The sequence below is a fragment of the Mesorhizobium sp. WSM4306 genome (genome assembly GCF_007003975.1).
Taxonomy (GTDB): domain Bacteria; phylum Pseudomonadota; class Alphaproteobacteria; order Rhizobiales; family Rhizobiaceae; genus Mesorhizobium.
This window is the reverse complement of the sequence record NZ_VFTC01000012.1, coordinates 108,290-127,238: the sequence shown is the minus strand read 5'-3', so window position 1 is coordinate 127,238 and position 18,949 is coordinate 108,290. Positions and strand designations below refer to the sequence as shown.

Annotated in this window: 14 protein-coding genes; 9 read left to right on the top strand and 5 right to left on the bottom strand. The window is 59.7% G+C overall.

The window, feature by feature from the left end; genetic code table 11:
* Positions 1-788 precede the first annotated feature (788 nt).
* Both FJV77_RS16240 and galE read left to right on the top strand, forming a co-directional pair.
* The gene (locus tag FJV77_RS16240; RefSeq protein WP_142867791.1) at positions 789-1,826 is read left to right on the top strand and encodes a UDP-glucuronic acid decarboxylase family protein; all 1,038 of its coding nucleotides are present in this window, start codon (positions 789-791) and stop codon (positions 1,824-1,826) included.
* Positions 1,827-2,906, top strand: a complete 1,080-nt coding sequence (gene galE, locus FJV77_RS16235; RefSeq protein WP_142867790.1) for a UDP-glucose 4-epimerase GalE — start codon at positions 1,827-1,829, stop codon at positions 2,904-2,906.
* 201 nt (positions 2,907-3,107) lie between these two features.
* Here the strand turns inward: galE and FJV77_RS16230 are convergent, their stop codons facing one another.
* The 3 genes from FJV77_RS16230 to FJV77_RS16220 all read right to left on the bottom strand — a co-directional run bounded on the left by FJV77_RS16230 (position 3,108) and on the right by FJV77_RS16220 (position 7,193).
* On the bottom strand, positions 3,108-3,683 hold the full coding sequence (locus tag FJV77_RS16230; protein WP_246691281.1) for a DUF995 domain-containing protein: 576 nt from the start codon (positions 3,681-3,683) through the stop codon (positions 3,108-3,110).
* Between the two features lie 228 nt (positions 3,684-3,911).
* Positions 3,912-6,401, bottom strand: a complete 2,490-nt coding sequence (locus FJV77_RS16225; RefSeq protein ID WP_142867788.1) for a sulfatase-like hydrolase/transferase — start codon at positions 6,399-6,401, stop codon at positions 3,912-3,914.
* 273 nt (positions 6,402-6,674) lie between these two features.
* Positions 6,675-7,193: a hypothetical protein gene (locus FJV77_RS16220; RefSeq protein WP_246691280.1), complete on the bottom strand. Its 519-nt coding sequence runs from the start codon at positions 7,191-7,193 to the stop codon at positions 6,675-6,677.
* 337 nt (positions 7,194-7,530) lie between these two features.
* Between FJV77_RS16220 and FJV77_RS16215 the strand changes: the two genes are divergently transcribed.
* On the top strand, positions 7,531-10,116 hold the full coding sequence (locus tag FJV77_RS16215; RefSeq protein WP_210246566.1) for a DUF6212 domain-containing protein: 2,586 nt from the start codon (positions 7,531-7,533) through the stop codon (positions 10,114-10,116).
* 172 nt (positions 10,117-10,288) lie between these two features.
* Entirely contained in the window at positions 10,289-10,576 is a 288-nt protein-coding gene (locus tag FJV77_RS16210; RefSeq protein ID WP_142867786.1) for a hypothetical protein, read from the top strand.
* Between the two features lie 50 nt (positions 10,577-10,626).
* Here FJV77_RS16210 and FJV77_RS16205 read toward each other — a convergent pair whose 3' ends face one another.
* On the bottom strand, positions 10,627-11,625 hold the full coding sequence (locus FJV77_RS16205) for a glycosyltransferase family 2 protein (RefSeq protein ID WP_142867785.1): 999 nt from the start codon (positions 11,623-11,625) through the stop codon (positions 10,627-10,629).
* A 156-nt stretch (positions 11,626-11,781) separates the two neighbouring features.
* Between FJV77_RS16205 and FJV77_RS16200 the strand changes: the two genes are divergently transcribed.
* Positions 11,782-15,057 (top strand): DUF6212 domain-containing protein, encoded by a 3,276-nt coding sequence (locus FJV77_RS16200; protein WP_185970338.1) that lies wholly within the window; start codon positions 11,782-11,784, stop codon positions 15,055-15,057.
* Between the two features lie 88 nt (positions 15,058-15,145).
* Positions 15,146-15,922 carry an OmpA family protein gene (locus FJV77_RS16195; RefSeq protein ID WP_185970337.1) on the top strand — a complete coding sequence of 259 codons (777 nt, stop codon included), beginning with the start codon at positions 15,146-15,148 and terminating at the stop codon, positions 15,920-15,922.
* Positions 15,923-15,968: 46 nt separating this feature from the next.
* Here the strand turns inward: FJV77_RS16195 and FJV77_RS16190 are convergent, their stop codons facing one another.
* On the bottom strand, positions 15,969-16,577 hold the full coding sequence (locus FJV77_RS16190; protein ID WP_246691279.1) for a TetR/AcrR family transcriptional regulator C-terminal domain-containing protein: 609 nt from the start codon (positions 16,575-16,577) through the stop codon (positions 15,969-15,971).
* Between the two features lie 282 nt (positions 16,578-16,859).
* Between FJV77_RS16190 and FJV77_RS16185 the strand changes: the two genes are divergently transcribed.
* The 3 genes from FJV77_RS16185 (at position 16,860) to FJV77_RS16175 (ending at position 18,928) form a co-directional block, all read left to right on the top strand.
* On the top strand, positions 16,860-17,183 hold the full coding sequence (locus tag FJV77_RS16185) for a carboxymuconolactone decarboxylase family protein (RefSeq protein WP_246691278.1): 324 nt from the start codon (positions 16,860-16,862) through the stop codon (positions 17,181-17,183).
* A 108-nt stretch (positions 17,184-17,291) separates the two neighbouring features.
* Positions 17,292-17,759, top strand: a complete 468-nt coding sequence (locus tag FJV77_RS16180) for a hypothetical protein (RefSeq protein WP_142867781.1) — start codon at positions 17,292-17,294, stop codon at positions 17,757-17,759.
* A gap of 5 nt (positions 17,760-17,764) precedes the next feature.
* Positions 17,765-18,928, top strand: coding sequence for a hypothetical protein (locus FJV77_RS16175; RefSeq protein ID WP_142867780.1), 1,164 nt, complete (start codon positions 17,765-17,767; stop codon positions 18,926-18,928).
* The last annotated feature ends 21 nt before the right edge of the window (positions 18,929-18,949 follow it).

Here is an 18,949-nt window from a genome sequence, read left to right as displayed (position 1 = left end):
GAGATTGGCGAGTCAGTACTGTTGAACTTTCTTGGTATTGTTTGCTATCGTCCCGATAACCTGAACACCGGCCAGGCTATAAAGACCATGAACGCGCCCGCCCCAACCGATGGGCCGAACTCAACCGCATACATTGGGAAAGCCGCGAACATTTTTAGGCCAACCCGCTACAGGCGCCGATCGCATTGTTTTATAAGAATTTATGGACAAATCGCTATGCTGCAATATTTTCGATATTTCAAAAACTCAAACATTTTCAAATATCAATTTTTACATGCAAAACAAGTATTAGCTTTCGACCGGCGATTTCCGCGTCATATCTGTAATTACCCTGGCGCATCCCTGCATTCGTCTATCGAAAAATTCCTAAATATCCCTATTTTTTGTTGGATATTTCCAATTTCGCGATCAGCCCTCGAGATGGGGCGGCAGACGCTGCCGACCTCATGATTAACCACTCCCCAACGATTACGGTTAAGGATTTGCTAATTTAGTTGACTATGATTTCCACAGGTATATTTTCGGTACGTTGGGATGTGCAATTTGGGCGAGCAATGGGCGATGGTGGCACCAGACGCGTAACCACGATTTCGGGGCGTATCGAATGCTGAACGGCAGCTAATGGCCGTATAGCGTCGCCCAGCGAACTCAGAAAGCAATCGACAGACATCAGGAGTGACGATTCCGCAGAAGCGGAAGGTTTGTGACGTTCTCAGGAACGTCGCCGGGCAACGCTATGTCCGGTCCGGCGTCAGCGTACGCAGTGCGTAAGGGCGAAGGGGTGGAGTATGGGTAGGACTGTCAATGTTCTGAAACTCGAGTCCGGGAACAGCCGAAGGCGCGCCAACTCCAATCGGGGCCGCGCCCTGGTTGCCGGTGGGGCGGGATTTCTGGGTTCGCATCTGTGCGAACGTCTTTTGCTGGATGGCTACGACGTTGTCGCGCTGGACAATTTCCACACCGGCAAAAGATACAATCTCAAGGCCCTCCTGCGCGATCCGCGATTTACGTGCATCGAGCACGACATTGTCGACGCACTGCCTCCGGATCTTCAGGTCGATGAGATCTACAACCTCGCTTGCCCGGCCTCCCCGCCGCATTACCAGGCAGATCCAATCCATACGTTCAAGACAAGCGTGCTTGGTTCGCTGAACCTGCTCGAACTCGCGCGGCGGAACAATGCCAAGATATTTCAGGCGTCGACGTCCGAGGTCTATGGCGACCCCTTGGTGCATCCGCAGCCGGAGGGCTACTTCGGCAACGTCAACCCGCATGGTCCGCGATCCTGCTATGACGAGGGCAAGCGTTCGGCCGAGACGCTGTTTTTCGACTATTCGAGAACGTATGGCCTCGATGTCCGCGTCGCGCGGATCTTCAACACCTATGGCCGCCGCATGCAGCCAGACGATGGCCGCGTCGTGTCGAACTTCATCGTCCAAGCCTTGCACGGTGACGACCTGACCGTCTACGGCAGCGGCCAGCAGACACGTTCATTCTGCTACGCGGACGACCTGATCGAAGGCTTCATCCGGCTGATGAACGCACCGAGCGCACCGCAGCACCCGGTCAATCTCGGCAACCCTGCCGAATTCACCGTTCTGGAACTGGCGACACAGGTGATCGAATACACCAACTCGCGGTCGAAGATCGTGCATCGGCCGCTGCCCGTCGACGATCCCAAACAGCGCAAGCCGGACATCTCCTTTGCCCGGGAAAAACTTGGCTGGGAGCCAAAGATCAGCCTGAGCCAGGGGCTCGCGCATACCACGGCGTATTTTGACGCCCTGCTCTACCCGAGCCGGCCTGTCAAAGAAGCCGCGATGTAAATGAGCCGCCCGGCAATCCTGGTGACGGGTGGGGCCGGTTACATCGGCAGCCACACCTGCAAGCTGTTGTCGGCTGCCGGCTACCTGCCCGTCGTTTTCGACAATCTGAGCCGCGGCAACGAGAGATCGGTTGCCTGGGGGCCGCTTGTCGTCGGCAATATCCGGGACCGGACAGTACTGCAGCAGGCGATCAGGACCTATCAGCCGAAGGCGATAATCCACTTTGCAGCGCTGGCCTATGTCGGCGAGTCTGTTCATGAGCCCGCGGAATATTATTCGACCAATGTGTCGGGCACCATCGCGGTGCTGGATGCGGCGCGCGCAAGCTCGATCGAAAACATCATCTTTTCAAGCAGCTGCGCAACCTACGGCGTGCCCGAAACATTGCCCATTCGGGAGACCTCGGCGCAAAATCCAATCAGCCCCTATGGGCGCACAAAACTGATGGGCGAGCAGATCATCAGGGACTATGCCTCCGCCTACGGAATGAAATATGCGATCCTGCGTTATTTCAACGCCTGCGGCGCCGACCCGGAGGGCGAGCTGGGCGAATGGCACACGCCGGAAACGCACCTAATCCCGCGAGTGCTCATGGCCGCATCCGGCACGATCGACGAGATCGAGATTTTCGGCGCGGACTACGACACGTCGGATGGCACCTGCGTGCGCGACTACATCCATGTCAGCGATCTGGCCCGCGCGCATCTGAGGGCTCTCATGCATCTTGAGGCGGGTGGCGAAAGCCTGTCTGTCAATCTCGGCACCGGACGCGGGGTTTCGATCAAGGAGATTCTCCAGGCGGTCACCCGGATGACGTCAAAATCGGTTCCGGCGGTCTTCAGGCCCCGGCGCCCGGGAGACCCGGCAGAGCTCTACGCCGACCCGACCGGCGCACGCGAACATCTGGGTTTCATGCCGGAACTTTCCGACATCGATACGATCGTCAGGACAGCCGCCCCATTCTTCGGACTGGAGGCCGCCGCGTCCACAATTCCGATGCCGACGGCGAAGCGCCGCCAGTCAACTGCGCCAGACATGTCAGGTGCATCGGAAAGCAATACCAGCTCGCAAAGCTGGTAGTCGTCCCGTTTGTTGTGCGTCGGGACGTGGGCTCGCTGAGGTGGGTGAGGGCTTCTCAGCGAGCCTTTGATACGGCTCGGCCCTGGAAATCGTGGGGAGTCCTCACGACAGAGCCTGAGACCAAAGCACGTCAACGCGCGCTTATCCCTGTCTTCATGCATGCAGTGCCCCAAAATCGATGCACGCTTTGGGCCGCATGCATCAACTCTTGGAATCGATCAGGCTACGGATCTTGTCAAACTGCGCGCCCTCTGAATCGCCTTCCTCGAATTTCCGTTGCTCGTCGGAAGGGTCTTCCAGAGAGTGCCTGAAACTGTACCAGACTCCGTCCGGATCCTTGCGCTGCTCGAGGGTCCCACCCCGGATGCGGTGGCTGAAACACGTGCGAATCGGCGCTGCGGCGTAGGTCTGGGACCGCCAGATGAGATCCATGCACATCCTGCCATCGTTGCTCAGATGCCATCTGCCTTCGCCGACAGAAGCCGTGTCCTGCTCGGAGGTCCAGGCCCGAACCGGTCGATCCTTCTGTCCGAAATAGGCCGCTCCGTTATCCCATATCCACGTGCGGTCGGCATAAACAAGCTGAAGTTCGAAAGCAGTCGGGACGGTAACGGCATCCGCAGGTCCGCTGTCTTTAGCAGCAGCTGCGTGCGCGGCTCCGCAAAGCGCCATCTGGCACCAAATGGCCAGGAGGGGCGCCAGGGAGACACGCCTGGCAAGTCGATGGCGCCTCGCCCCGCTCGCCGATTCAGATGGCAATCCGGTCTGGGTCGTCATGGCGAGCGATCGCATTCGATGTTTGCTTCCCAAGCGGGCGTCGACCAGCCGAGCATACCGCAAGAACGGGCCCGGTCCGTCCTGCGCTGACAATTGGCTCCACGCCACAACCATCAGTATTTCGCATGCTATTGACTGCCGCGCGAAGATGTCAACCGGGAGGCCGACAGTATCTGTCGCGGCACGCACGGGCTGCAAATCGAGGACGACGGTCAGGCGCGCGGCACGTTATACACATCCCTCGACGAAGGGGCCGCTAACCCATAGCGAGCCGTTGCTGTACATGGCTGTCCCGTTGTCGTCGGTGTAGCCGTGAGACTGTTCGTCGACATGCAGCCTGGTGTTTGGCACCAGCTGACCGTTCACCTTGATGCTCTTGATGAACAGGTTGCGATCACCTGGCTTGCCCTCTCCGCCCCACAGGTCGTTGACATAGCGAAGCTCGATCGTCTTCGGGTTCGGCACGCTGCTGAGATCGATGTGGAACGGCTTGGCCTCGGTTGACGCCTGCATTAGCTCCGCCACGGCGGCTTCGGGCGTCGATGCAACGCTTTCCTTTCCCGGGACGTCGATCTCGGCGACGGTCTTTCCGTCGACCAGCACGTCGACCCGAGGCGCGCCTTGGAGATTAATGCCGGCAGCGTCGACCTCCAGACTGGTGATGGAGCAACGTCCTGTTTCTTTCGCCGCGGCGGCCACCAGGTCGGCTACGCGCTGCCTCTGCGATTGCACCCATCCGGCGATGGGCTGCAGCAGCGCGTTTCTGTCGCCGGTATCGGCCGTGAAGAGGTTGGTTCGTTCATCGGAATCGGCCTTGAGGTCGTATTCCTCCACCTTGCCGGTGGTCGCGTTGAAGATGATCTTTCGATCGTTCTCGCGATAGCCGAACAGGAACCCGGCCCAGGGATTGAAGAAGAAGGTCTTGTTTGGCCGTTGCTCGCTGAACAGGCTGCGCCCCTGCCACTGCTTCGGCAGCGGAAGTCCAAGTATGTCGAAGATCGTCGGGGCGATATCGACGATGCCGCCGACCGGGTGCGCAACTTCGTCATGAAAGAGATACTTGTTGATCATGACGAGCGGGATGTGGATGTTTTCCTCGTAGATCGCGCTGGCATGAATGTAGTCGCCATGCTCCCCGAACGCCTCGCCATGATCGCCCAATATGACCACGAGCGTCGAATCGAGCTTGCCGGACTGCTTGAGCGATTCAAGGATCTCGCCAAGCGCCGTATCGCCGACCTTCAGGGCGTTGAGATAAGCATTGAATTTCTGGTCATCCGAGTAGTGGACCAGCGTGTTGCCGTCGGAGGAAGGCGCCATCTTCGAAAACATCGGGCTGTCGGTGATGTAGGGATAGTGGGTCATCGCCGTGAACATTATGCCGAAGAAGGGTTTTCCCGCGTCCTTGTTCATCCAGTCGATGATCGACTGCGCCGTGCAAAGATCGCTGTTGTAGTCCATGTTCTTCCACTGCTCGGAGCTGAGCTTGAAAGTCGGGGTACCGCATTTCTGCCCCCGGTAGTCCTGGATCACATCCAGTCCCTTGTTGAGCAGAAACTCATCGACCCGTTGGAATCGGGAATCCGCGCTCCAGAAAAACCCTGTGCGGAAATTGTTCTTGGACAGGGTGTTGGAGATCGTGTCCAGAGGCAGATATGGATACCTGGTGGTCATGCCATAGTATGAAATATCGTTATACATGGAGGTGAGCAGAGAAAACACCGAGTAGTGCGTGGAAGGCGCGTGCGCATATATGTTGTCAAATCGTATGGAGTCCTTTGCATAACTCTTGATATTCGGTGTGATCGGATACTTGCCGCCATACGTCTCGATGTATTTGGATGGCACCGACTCCATCATGAAAATCAGCACGTTCTTGATCGGGTTTGGCGTCGGCGCCTTGAAGGTGGACGTCTCCGGCGGACGCTCGCCGACGCTTGCGACATCCGGGTCATTGGCGTTGGCATTCATTGCCAGCACGACCGGCGTTGGACTGAGCACTGCCGATTCAACAAAATACAGGATCGGATTGTCGATCTTGGCCGCCGGCAGCGCCTCCGCCCGCACGTGGTACCCGGAACCAGCGATGGCCGCGCCGACACACACAACGAGCACGCCCAGAAAGGCCCCGTAGCCAGCGGCGCTCAGCCGCTGGCACAGGCTGGCCGCGGCATAGCCAAGGATGAGCACCAGAATGACGGACCCGGAAAGGGTCGCGAAGTCCTTTATGTTGAGCGCGTCGCCCATCGCGTTCCTGGCATCGGCATTCTGCAGGAAGTCGCCATAGACCAGCCACTGGAACGTGAACGGTTCGCCCAGCATCTTGACGAGATTGATGTTGGCAAATCCCCAGCCCAGAGAGACCACGACAGCAACATAGAAGAGGAAGACAACGATTGATGAGCCGAGACGGCTGGCCTTTGCCAGGAACAGCAGGATCAGGGTCACCACGGTCAGGGAGGTAACGACAATCAAGTCGTAGTAGCTCGATGCCAATCCCTTGGGGATGGCCCCCATAAGGCCTGGAAACGTGGTTTGCGGATCAACGATTGCGCTGCGGTAGACACCCAAAAGCAGCCAGGACAACAGGGCCGTGCAAATGATCCGCAGGCTCATGCGCCGGAAGCGCAAGTCCCTCGACGAAGCCCTCCCCGCCTTCGATTCCGTAAGGCCGCTCTCAGGTCGGCTCGCCGACCCCGTATTGCCGCCGATGCTCATACAACTACCCGCCGCCAGCCTGCGCTTCGGCCCAAACCACGGCCGATAGCCTTTCAAACCCCCATCCGCAGAATCGACTTGCGCTAAAAAAGAGTCAACAAAATCAAGTTTGGGTTAACCAAGTCTCTTGAGAACTGGTTAACCGAACGGATTGAACGACGATCCGTTTTGGCCAGGTGAGCTATTCAATCAACTGTGCACCCGCCGTATGAATCGCGACGGCGGGCGCCGTCGAGCGCCCGCCGTCGTGATGTTTCAGTACCGCGTTGGTAATCAGCCGCCGCGCAGACGCGTCGGGCTCAGGCTTGCGACGGTCGTGCTCCGCTGTTCGGAAGGGCACGTTGGCAGAAAGCGGCTCGCATCCGCGTATGTCATGGTCGCGATGGAACTCTTCAGCCCGCCACGCTTGGCGATCCAGCCGCGAACCCAGCCAGGGTAGTTTTTCATCATGAAATTGGCGGCCACCTGATTGCCCCGCGCAGAAACGCCATATGGCAGGTGAAAGCCGAACGAAGCGTTCCGCGTGACGCATACCTTGCTCTTGGGCATCGACAGATAAAGCGTGCAGGCCGAGTCGCACGAACCGTTGAACCGCACAAAGGTGCCGCTGCGGCGCATTTTCAGCGCACGGATGGCATAGTCGATCACATAGCCGCCGCGATCGCCACTGATCGTCTTGACGTTGGCCGTGCCAAGGCTGATGCGCGGTCGCAGCAATTCACCCGCGGAGCCCGCCGAGACCATTGCGCCCATCAAACCGAGCGCACCGAGAAACTTCATTATCGTTTTCATTTGCGCCTCCTGCTATGCCGTCAATGACTAGCTGGGAGGCGTAAAGATTGAATATTCCGCGTCGCTAAAGTTGTATCAGTTGATTGATTGTGCAGCCGTTTTAGGACCTGATTGACGATTTGGTTTACCAATGGCGCAGAAGGATGATCACTGAAAAGTAAACCCGGCGCGGGCATCATTGCATATCGACTGTGCTGCGGAGCGCACTCGGCGCAATTGGATCAGAGGAAGTCGGATGGCCGTTGGTGGCAAGGAGCGGAGGCCGTCAAAGGAAGGCAAGCCTCGCCGCGTCTGCGTCGTGACAAGTGTAATCGGTCAGGGTGGCGAAGACGCCGCCATGGTCGAACTGGCCAGGCTTTTCGCCGAAGATGGCGACGACGTCACCCTGCTGTGGGTTTCCGGCAGGGATGCAGCATCTCTAAGGGAGGAGGCAGCGCGCCACCGCGACCTGGAGGCAGCCTCGGTGCGTCTGGAAATTCTCGACAGGTCCGATCAGTTGCTTCCTTCGCTGGCGACGCCCGAGAGCCGGTCCGCCGCTGTGCTGCATTATCTCGAACGGTCCGGCCACGATTTGGTCTTCGCGCCGCTTGAGGGCGGGTTGCCTTACTACACGCTGCTGGCGGTCGAAACTGCGGCCTTTGCCGCGCCGCCGATCGTGGTCGTCGCCCACGCTCCGGAAGAATGGGAACATGAAGCCGACAAGGCGTTCATGGACAGCACCGAGGCGATTGCCGTCGCCTACATGGAGAAATACTGCGCCGAGATGGCGAACAGGACGAGCTGTGCGTCGGCCGCCTTGCGAATGTGGATGTTGTCGAAGGGCTGGAAGGTGAAGAAGGCGATCGTGACGCCGATGTTGCCGTTGCAGGATCGTCTCGGTCGAGCCGGAGCGCGGCCGTCCGTTGTGACGACAAGCGCCAGAGAACTTGCCGTCTTGGCCGGGTGGCGCTTCCGCGATGGCCTGACGCTGCTTTGCGACGCGCTCGACATCATCGCGCCAACAGCGCCAGAAGGGCTGACGGTCACCGCATTCGGTCCATTCGGAAAGATCATGGGCGAGCACAGCGGTGGACTGCTTCTGAGACGCGCCGAGCGGTGGCCGTTCAAGCTCAACCTGTTGGCGCACGCAAACCCCGCCGCAAAGCTCGACTACGTCGCGCGGACCGGCGCGCTTGCCGTCATACCCGCCCGCGCTGCATCGACGGGCGGCACTGTTGCCGCATGTATCGAGGCGGGACTGCCTTTTGTTGCGACCAATGTCGACGCGAACGCCGAGAGCTGGAATGCGCAGGCGAGGCAACCGCGGCTGGTCGATCCTGACGCCGCCGCGTTGGCGCAGGCGATTTCGGCGGCGCTCAATGACCCGCCTCGCCCGCTGCCTGTCGACAGCCTGCGCCAATCTCGGCAATCGTGGCTGGATACGCGCAATTTGCCAACGCCGGCCAAGCGCAGGCGCGTCGACGAAAATGTCGGGTCGTCACCGCTGGTCTCCATTGTCATGGCCCATCGCAACCGGCCGCTCTATCTGAAACAGGCAATCGCGGCGATCGAGGCGCAAACCTACGATCACTTGGAGCTGGTTCTGGTCGACGACGGAAGCGACCTGGACGAAGCCAGGCGATTGCTGGACACGCTGGAACCGACCTTCCGTCAGCGCGGATGGAAGATCCTGCGCCGACCGCACGAGCATCTCGGCGCGGCGCGGAACGCCGGCATCCGCGCTTCGCAAGGCGAGCTGATCCTGTTCGTCGACGATGACAACGCGCTGTTTGCGGAGGCCGTCGATCATTTCGTGCGTGCGATGGCAACATCGGGCGCTGACATCTGCACTGCGTTCCAACTGATCTTCTACGAGGATTTCGTGCCCGAGGATCGCGCCGACGGGCTGATCCAGTACCTGCCCCTGGGCGGTCCCGACGTGCTCGGCCTGATCCACAACGTCTACGGTGACGCGAACGCGATGATGCGCCGATCTGTGTTCTCGCAGATCGGGCTCTTGATAGAAAAACCCGGCTACGCCATGCACGACTGGGAGTTCTTTGCGCGAGCCTCTCTCGCAGGTCTCAAGATCAGGACGATTCCAAAGCCGCTATACTGGTATCGCTCGAAACCGGATGGAATGTTTCGCACGTCGAATTGGTACGACAACCGGCTTCCCGTCCTGGAGGCGTTCAGGTCGAGCCAATCCGATGACGTCCGCCTGCTGCATCATTTGGCCATCGCCCAGAACACGCACCGGTCCGAAATTGAAAGTGCCCGCGAAAACCTGAAATATGTCCCCGGCAATCGAAAATATCTGGGGCTGTGCGACATCGAACCGAACAGCGATGCAGCCATAGAGAAGCTTGCGAGCATTGCTGGGTCGATCGGCCGCCCCGATACGGCTGCGACCTTGCTTGGACGCCCCGCCGCCACATACCACAATGCACCGGACCGTCCTGACATCGGCGGCAGTTCGATCATCCTCGACTACGACATACTGAGGAGCGCACGGTTGCTTACGCCGCGCGTCTCGGCTCTCCCGCTGCTGCTTGTCGCACCGGATGGCGGCGGGGTGTTCTTGCGTCCGCATGGGGATGGCGCGGTCGCTGCATCGCTTGACCATCAATTTCCAGCCTTCTTCCGGAAGGTGGAAGCAATCGTAGAAGTCGCTCATGCCGCTGCGCCGGCGATGGATTTTGCTCTCGCCCTTGCTCGCCCCGATCAAACCATAGATTGGCAACAGGACATCGGCGCGCAAACGATCGCCTTTTCAGGCTGGATGAGCATCGAAGACAGGCTTGTGCGTCACCCCTTGGTGGCAGCGCTTCGCACACGACGGAAGATGCCGCTTTCAATCGTTCTCGCCGTTCGTTTCACCGGAACGTCCAATGGTTTTCCGACCAATGCTTTCTTTCGGAAGCTGACACTGTTCAGCGACTAGCGGCGATCCGACCGAAGCAACTGAAATCTCAGAGAGCAACTCCGGCCCCGGTCCAATCAATTGCTCGTCAATTGTGGCGTTAACCACGTTTCCTCAAGCTTGCCGAAATGGTTGACAAAACGTTAACAGATGCTAATATTTCAGTGGGTTGTTTGTGTGTGTGGGGTGCGTCATGCGCAAGGTTCATTCTTTGCTTTTGGGCGGACTTAGTCTGCTGGGTTTGAGCGTCGCTTTCTCTGGCGCGGCGCAGGCGAGTATCGATGTTGGTGTCAAGGAAGCCGAGCTCGCATGCGAGCAGGCCCTCAAAACCGGCACAATCGAGGCGCTTGAGGACTATTTGCACCGTTACCCGAATGCTCCGACAGCCTGTAAGGCGCTTGCTCTCAACAGTCTGTCCCAGTTTGCGGGCGGTGAGGGGAACGGAAACCATGGTGACGGTGGTCACCGCTACGGCGGATAAGCATCAGCCGGTTTTCCCCGTTCAATAGTTCGCCGCTTCAGGTGGCTGCGTCACCGCGATGTTGCGGTGTCCAGGGTAGAAACGAATTCGGCATAGCGATCCGAGGTTCTCATCCAGCCGAGTTCGACGAGCTGGACGGCGTCACCCCGATAGCGGACAGACCTTTGATTGCGGAGCGCGAGTTTCGGATTGCGCTCCAGCGCCTCCATGTAGGCGGCGCGCTCCTCAAGCGTTTTTTCCTTGAGTTGCGCATTTTCACTCAGAGACGACGCTGATTTCTGGCGAAACCCCCAGACGAATTTGAAGTGCAGCAATGCGACGCGCAGTTCGCTGAATCGGACCTTGCTGATCGTGTGCTGTGCGACGTGATAATGCGTGCCCCGCCCCCATTTTACGATCGGCACCTTTGTCAGACACGGGGGAAAGGTTTGCTTGAACCGGCCGTGCCAGAAGACCCGTTCCCTCACGCCCCCGAACATCTGCTCGGGTGGATACATACCGTCGCGGGCGCGCAGCCACCCTGGCTCCGGGTCGAAGTAAGGTGAAGCTTCAACAAGCGGGATCGTGCCGTCATAGCTGTATTCGGCCAACGGGCCGTCGGCATACATGTCGATCATGGAGCCTATCACAGCGTCCGCGCCGGTCGAATCGAGATAGCTGCAAAGCTGCCGCAGGTTCGCTCGCTCAAAATCGGGATAGACGAGGAGCTCGTCAGCGTCGATCGAAAGGCACCAATGGCCGGTGCCGAACACATTCATGAGCGTGTTGATCCAACGCGGCGGATCGATGTTTTCAGCGAAATGCGATCCTTCCGTGTGGAAGCAGTGGCTGTCCGGCTGCTCCAGGATCAACTCGCGCGTCCCGTCCGTGGAGCCATTGTCCAGGAAGAAAAACCGATCGACGCCGAGGCCGCGGTAGTGGTCGAGAAGTTGCCCCAGCAATTTGGCTTCGTTGCGCAGTCCGACAAAGCACAAGATCTCGCCATCGGTCACATCAATCGGCCGGTCGTCCAGTCGCGCGAGATGTTTTGGGGATCGAAGTTCAACCATCCTAACGTCATCAAACCTGTTTACGCGAAAGGCAGGTGCGGTATGGTGAGCCCCGCGAGACGATTATCAAAGTATTATCCAACTGTTGGCAAGACTGTTTCGAGCGAAGCGGCTGACAAGGGGGGCTCATTGAGCGTTGGTTCCAAGGCAGGCGCTATGCCCAAGGGCAAGCGACAGGCAAGCCAGAAGCCTCGCAATGTGTGTGTCGTTTCGGAGGTTGAGTTCGGCTCGACGGTGACTGGCGATCACGGCTCGGTAACCTACGCGCTGGCGCAGCATCTGGCTAGAACCGGTGACACCGTGACGCTGCTTTGGGCGCCGAGCCCGCTCGGCAGCCAGCCCGATGATCAGGAAATCGCCAGGCTACGCAAATGGTGCTTCGACAATTTCCTAGTGCGGCTCGAATTGCTGCCGCCGTCGCCGGAGTTGCTGCGCGGCATGGACTCCAGCGACAAGAACTCATTGGCTGTCTACCACTACCTCAAGCAGAACGCATTCGACGTCGTCTATTTTGCGCTTGAAGGCGGACTGGCGCATTTTTCCATCCTCGCGAAGCGCACAGGCGTCTTTCCCGATCCTCCCGCGATCGTCGTGCTCGCGCATGAGCCGCTTATGTGGAAGCTGGAAGCCAATTCCCGGGCGGTCGAACGAAAGGAGCAGATGACCGTCGCGCACATGGAAAAGACGTCGGCCGAGATGTGCGACCATCTTGTCATCGCTGGCCAGTCGCTGCTCGACTGGATGGCCAAGGCGGCATGGAAGCTGCCCACCAGCCGTCACATTGCTGCGCCTCTCGAGCCGGAGGAGTGGCGTTCGAACTTCGCTGTCAATCACTACAGGCCGCGAGAGCGGCCCGCCGCCGAAGTGGTTCATTTCTCGGGCACAGAGGCGCGTGATGGACTGACGCTGTTCTGCGATGCCCTCGATCGTCTGGCCGACAGCGGCGTCACCGATCTGACAGTGACGGTTGTCGGCGCGTTCGGTCATGTCCTGGGCGAGCATTCGGGCGGCATGATCGTTCGGCGTGCGCGGCAATGGCCGTTCAAATTGAAGCTCGTGCCCATTCGAGATGAGCCCGATATCTACAGATACCTGCGGCAGAGTCGTGCTCTGGTGGCGATGACGCACTCAGCGACTCAGCTCCCGCTGGAAGTGATGACATGCCTCGATGAAGAGATTCCATTCATCGCGACAGATGTCGGCAGCATTCGTGACGTGCTCCACCCGAAGTCTGCTGACGCCGTCATGATGGAGGCGTCAGCTTCCGCCATCGCGGCCAAAATTGCGTCTGTGCTGGAAAGCCGATCGTTTGGCCCGGCAAAGCCCCTGCAAAAACGCGAAGCGCGCGAGAAAACCTGGAGCAGGCTGCACGCAAAATTCTCCCGTGAACCCGGTAAGGTCTCCAGTCGCAGCCGGAGCCAACCGCCGCTCGTTTCGATCATCACTGCGCACTACAACCGGGTGCGCCTGTTACCGCAGGCGATTGCCTCGGTTCGACGCCAGGACTATCCCAACATCGAATTGATCGTCGTCGATGACGGCAGCACCGATCCCGATGCAATTAATCTGTTGGCGGAGCTCGAACCGGAGTTCGAGCAGCGAGGCTGGCGGATCATCCGGCAGAAGAACGGCTTTCTCGGCAAGGCGCGCAACACGGGAATCCGCGCCGCCAAGGGTTCGCTGATCCTGTTCCTGGACGACGACAACGTACTGTTCCCAAACGCCGTCAGTACATTCGTCGCCGGCATGCAAAAGTCCGGCGCCGATATCTGCACGACCTTCGCCAAGTGGCTCAACGAGCCCTTCGTGCCGCCGGACACCAAGAGCGGCTACATGCTTTACTTCCCGGTCGGCGGACCGACGGACATCGCCTTGCTCAACAATCCGTATGGCGATGCCAATGCGATGTTCCGACGTGAGGTGTTCGACAAGATAGGTTACCTGAACGAAGAGCGGGGTTTTTCCGCAAGCGATTGGGAATTTTTCCTTCGTGCCGACCTGGCAGGTCTGGAGATCGTCCCCGTCCCGGAGCCGCTCTATTGGTACCGGTCGGCACCGACGGGCATGAATCGAAATGCCGAGTGGCTGAGGAATCGCAAGCCGATCATCGCTGTCTTTCGAAAGCACAGATTCGCGAAAACGGACATGTTCGTGCAACTCGGCATCAGCTCGAACACCGACAATCATGAGAAGGAGCTCAACCTCTGGAATTTGGAGCTGCGCGTCAATGACGAGCGGTATCTCAGATTGAGTACGGGTCCCGCCAATACAGCAGACGCAATGCAGTTGCTGGCCGAGATCGCGGCACGCGAAGGCAGGGCGGATACCGCAATTTCGCTTCTCGCCCATGCAGGACGAACCGACTTCGCCCTGGGTGTGGTTGAAATACTCAACGCGGCGACCGAAGAGACCGTGCCGGAGTTGCATTCCTCACTTTATCGCGAGCAGTATCTTTCCGCCGAGCCCATGCGCCTGGCTCATGTCAGTTCGTATCCGGATGCCGATCCGAACCTGTTGAGCTATGTCGAACAATCGCCGGACCAATTGTTCCTCGAAGCCAGGGGCAGCAATGTCACCATGGCTTTGCTGAAAGGCGTCTGCCCGCCGGGCGCCATAGGCGCAAGCTGTTGGGTTTATCTCGACGAGGAACTGACGGGCTCCGCGCAGTTTCAGCTCGCGATCGTGGACGCGGAAAACCAGACCTTCAGCAATCTCGCCCAGCTGCTTGAGGATGGGAGCGGGAGCGGTTGGGCTGATGTCAGCCGACGGCACGAGGCGCGTGAGATAGGGGCGACCGTCAGTTCGCCGGCAACCGGCCGGCGCGATTTGCTGTTTGCGGTCAAATGCGGCGGCAGCCGCCCGGACGCGCGCGTACTCGGCGGCTTTTCGAGCGTCCAGATCCGCCATGTCGTTTCGACCGACGCGCGGCGCCCGCGCCTCAACGCACCGCAACAGCGCCAACGCATGCGTCGAATGACCAATGATGAGATGAAGCGTGCGACGCTTGTGACTAACTATCCGTCCGAGCTGCCGACGCTGCTCATCGCCGGTGACAATGGCGGCATATTCCTGCGGCCGAACACGCATGGTCCGGTTGTTGCCGCCCTCAATTCGGCCTTTCCGGCCTTTGCCAGAAGTGTCATCGCGACGGTGGAGATCGCTCACGATGACGCATCCCCATTCGAGTTCGCCATGGCGCTGGGCAGGCAGGAAGAAAAACTCGTGTGGAAACACGATGCTCCTGTCGGCGCCTTGTCATTCTCCGGATGGACGCGCGTCTCGAGACCTTTCGAACTGCATGACCTGAAAGTTTCGATCCGCGAGATCGATCGCAAGTGGCTGACGATCTATCTGGCAATCCGGCTGCCACGCGGCTCGAAGCCGATGCCGTCCAATGCTTTCTGGCGCAAGTTGTTGCTGGTGTGGGACTGACAGGCACGCGTTGTCGATCGCAAGAACATTACCTTGTCGAAGCACTGAATGCGGTACTAAGCAGAGCGAGTTCAGGAGGAACCAGAAGATGAAGAAGTCATTCAGTCTTGTTCTGGCCCTTACTATCGTTGTCGGCAGCGCAGCATTTTTCACCGCGATCGCCCAGGAACGCGACGTGGGGCCGAAATGCGTCCAGTGGAACTCGTACCGGGTCCTGTTCAACAAGGGCGACGGCAAGATTTCCGAGGAATCCGCGAAGGCCCTGGCGGCTTTTATCAAGGATGCTGGGCACGATTGCGGCTACCGGCTCTACGCAACGGCGAGCAAGGAAGGTAACTACGGCAAGGCCTACGACGTCGCTGGTCGCAGGCTCGATGCCACCGGCGATTTTCTCAAGGCGCAAGGCGTCCAGCCCGAAATGGTGCTGGCGCTTTCGCATTGGGTTGATGACGGCGCCGCCGACACCAATACGGCGCGGAGCACAATACTGTACACGCTGCCAAAGCAAGGAATATCGTGCCGGCAATATGAGAAGCGCAGCCCTGTGCAGGTCGACCTGTTTTTCTATAGCCAGTCATATGTGATTTCACCGCGGGTCAAGGATGACCTTGAGAAGTTCGCCGCCAGCATCCGAGACTCACGCTGCAATGTCGAACTGACGGCTTTGGCGGCCACGGAATTCACCGGCGCCAACGCCGCAAAGACGAACAAGAAACTGGCCAAGCAGCGCGTGAAGGCGATCGAGGATATCTTGACCGCCGCCGGGATCGACAGCGACCGTCTGGTGGACACGAAAGTCGAGTACGTTGGCGACAAGAAGCCGAACGTCGTTCGCAATCGTCTGGCAACCGCGTCCCTGATGTAACGGCCCGCGAAATCTGGATTGGCCGGCGCCTTTCGGACGCCTGACACTACCTTGTGTTGACGCCGTCGCGCAGGCGTTCCATCTCATCCAGCAGCATGTCGAGGCCGAGCTCGAATGTCGCGTCGAATTCGGCGGTGCCGAAATAGCGGCCGGCGGCCGTGACATTGGGAAAATCGCGCGCCAGTTGCTCATCGCTGACCGTGCTGACCGCCGACGCACCCCGGGCATAGCCGGCGGTCTCGTCGAGGATGGCGCCCATAAGGTAATATCCGGCAGTGCGGAACAACCGCGCTCCCAGCTCGGTGCCAAAGCCGCCGGCTTCGAACAGACCGATGACGCTGTTTAGCCAGGCAAGGCAGGTTGGCGAATTCATCCGGTAGGTAACGAGGAACGGCGCAAAGGCCGGATGCTCGCGGCCGACGCGGCGGAAATCCTGCATGGCCATGCGCATCCTTTGCCGCCACGGCAGGCCGGCGTCGGGCATTTCGAGCGCGCCGATCAGCCGGTCGACCAGGGCTTCGTGCAGATGCGCCAGCGAGGGGAAGTGATGATAGATGCTCATCGCCTCGCAACCGAGCTCGGCAGCGAGCTTGCGCATCGAAAAACCGGCAAGCCCTTCCCGCTCGATCACTTCGAAGGCGGCGTCCTCGATCATTTCACGGGACAGCCGGCCGCGTGCTCGCTTTTTTTTTATCGATAAGTCCATGGCGCTGCTTGACAACTTACACTGTAAGGTTCACCGTCCGCATCACCTTACACCGTAAGGCTACCAAACACCAGAGGAGAAAAACATGTCTGCCTATCGCACGCTTTCATCTACCCATTCCCTCGTTCGCCCGCTGCTCGCGGCCGCCGCTGCGCGCTGACCCTGACGCTGGCCGCGGTACCCGCTCGTGCCGATGACTATGACGCGACCATCAAGGACATCCAGTCGACCATGGGCGGCGTGCCGAGCTTCGTGAAGCAATTCCCGAAGGCTGGTCTGCCCGGCGCGTGGGCCGAGGTCAAGGCCATCGAGCTCAGCGACAAGACGGCGCTGCCGCCGAAGGTCAAGTCGCTGATCTCACTTGCGGTGGCGGCGCAGATTCCGTGCACTTACTGCGTCTGGTCGGACACCCAGGACGCCAAGCGCGCCGGCGCGACCGACGAGGAGATCCAGGAAGCCGTGGCGATGGCGGCTCTGACCCGCCACTGGAGCACCATCTTTAACGGCATGCAGGTCGATTTCGATACGTTCAAGAAGGAGATGGGTGGGGAGTGATATTGACTTGGCGATGGTTCGCATCAGCGGACCATCCCCCGCGCCCGTAAGCAGCGGGCCCTCAGGCCAGCGGCACGGCAAGGTTTGACTTCATGAGACAGCAGCCACATGTTCGCGGCAGAAGCAGAGATCATTCGCAGTGCCGAACATATCCCGTCTCGTACAGAGCCTGACTGCACTCCTGTTGGCGATGTGCGGCAGCGCGGACGCCTTTGCCAGTGGCGACTTTCTCAATGTTTCCGTCACATGCCCAAGCCAAGCAGGCAACGGCGTCCTGGAAAAGATCAGCGAAAACCCCGAAGGCAACCAGTCGCGCGCCACATTCGTCTACAAGAACGGGCGGCTGGAAAAAATCACGATTGCGCATTCGGAAGACGGGACGGTTTCAAGGATCTGTTTTCGCTCGATCGCGCCTCAAGCGAGGCAACGAAAGAAGCGCCGGCTTTTCATGGCTTTGAGGGTGCCGGCAACGAGTTGTTTCGTTTCTACTGCTTGGCCGAGCCAGAAGCGAAGGCGCGCTACCGTGAACTCCTGCGCGCCAATCGCGAAATACTCCGTCAAGACAAGGGCGGCTGATACGGGTGGCGGGGGCAGACAGCACCGTGCTGGTCACCGGCGCCCGCGCGCCGGTGGCCTTGCATCTGGCGCGATTGCTTCATGGCGCCGGGCGGCGGGTGATCCTGGCCGACAGCCCGGCCCGACCGATCGCTGCGGCGAGCACGGCATGCGCCGCCTACCATCGCCTGCCGCCGCCGCGATTTGCTGGCGAAGCCTATGCACAATCCGTGGAAGCGCTTGTGAGTGCGGAAGGCATCGAACTCGTTATCCCGACTTGCGAGGAATTGTTTTATCTCGGCCAACTCTGGCGCGACCGCACCATGCCGGCCCGCCTGTTCGCGCCCGATATGGCGATGCTTTCCCGCGTCCACGACAAACATGCTTTCATCCGGCTGGCGCAAAGCCTCGGCCTCGACGTGCCGGAGACGATTCTGCTGCAAAGCGATGCCGATCTCGAAAGCGTGCACGGCCATTCGCGCGAACTGGTGTTCAAACCGGTGTGGTCGCGTTTTGCCCGTGACGTGCTGCTGCGGCCATCGCCAGACGAACTCACGGTCATACGCCCCTCGCCCGCCGCGCCCTGGGTGGCGCAGCGCTTTATCGCCGGTGAGGAGATCAGCGCCTATGCGGTGGCGATCGAAGGTAAGCTCAAGGCGCTGGCGTTCTACCGGTCGCTCTATCGCGCCGGCAAAGGTGCCGGTATCTGCTTCGAGCCGGTCGAGGATCCGGCTGCCCGGCGCTTTGTCGAGACCTTCGTCGCCGGCACGGCCTGGACAGGCCAGATCTCCTTCGACCTGATGCGCGAGAAGGACGGCACGGTGATGCCGCTGGAGTGCAATCCGCGCGCCGTGAGCGGCCTGCATTTCTTCCGCGATGCGCGGCGCTTTGCCGACGCTGTGCTGGACGACGGTCCGGAGGTGAAGCCTGATGTCGCCAGGCTGCAGACGGTGCGGCTGGCGATGTGGATCTACGGACTGCCGGCGGCGCTGCGATCGGGCGGTCTTGGCCGCTTCCGCCAAACGATGCGCGAGGCCGATGAATTGCTCGACTGGCCGGGCGACCCCGCGCCCAGAAAAGCGCAATGGCGTGCACTGGCCGAGATTGCCGGCACCGCACTGCGCCAGCGCATCAGCCTGCAGGCCGCGTCGACGCGCGACATCGAGTGGAACGGGCCGGATCAGACGTAGAAGAAGAGATCTCGTAGTTTC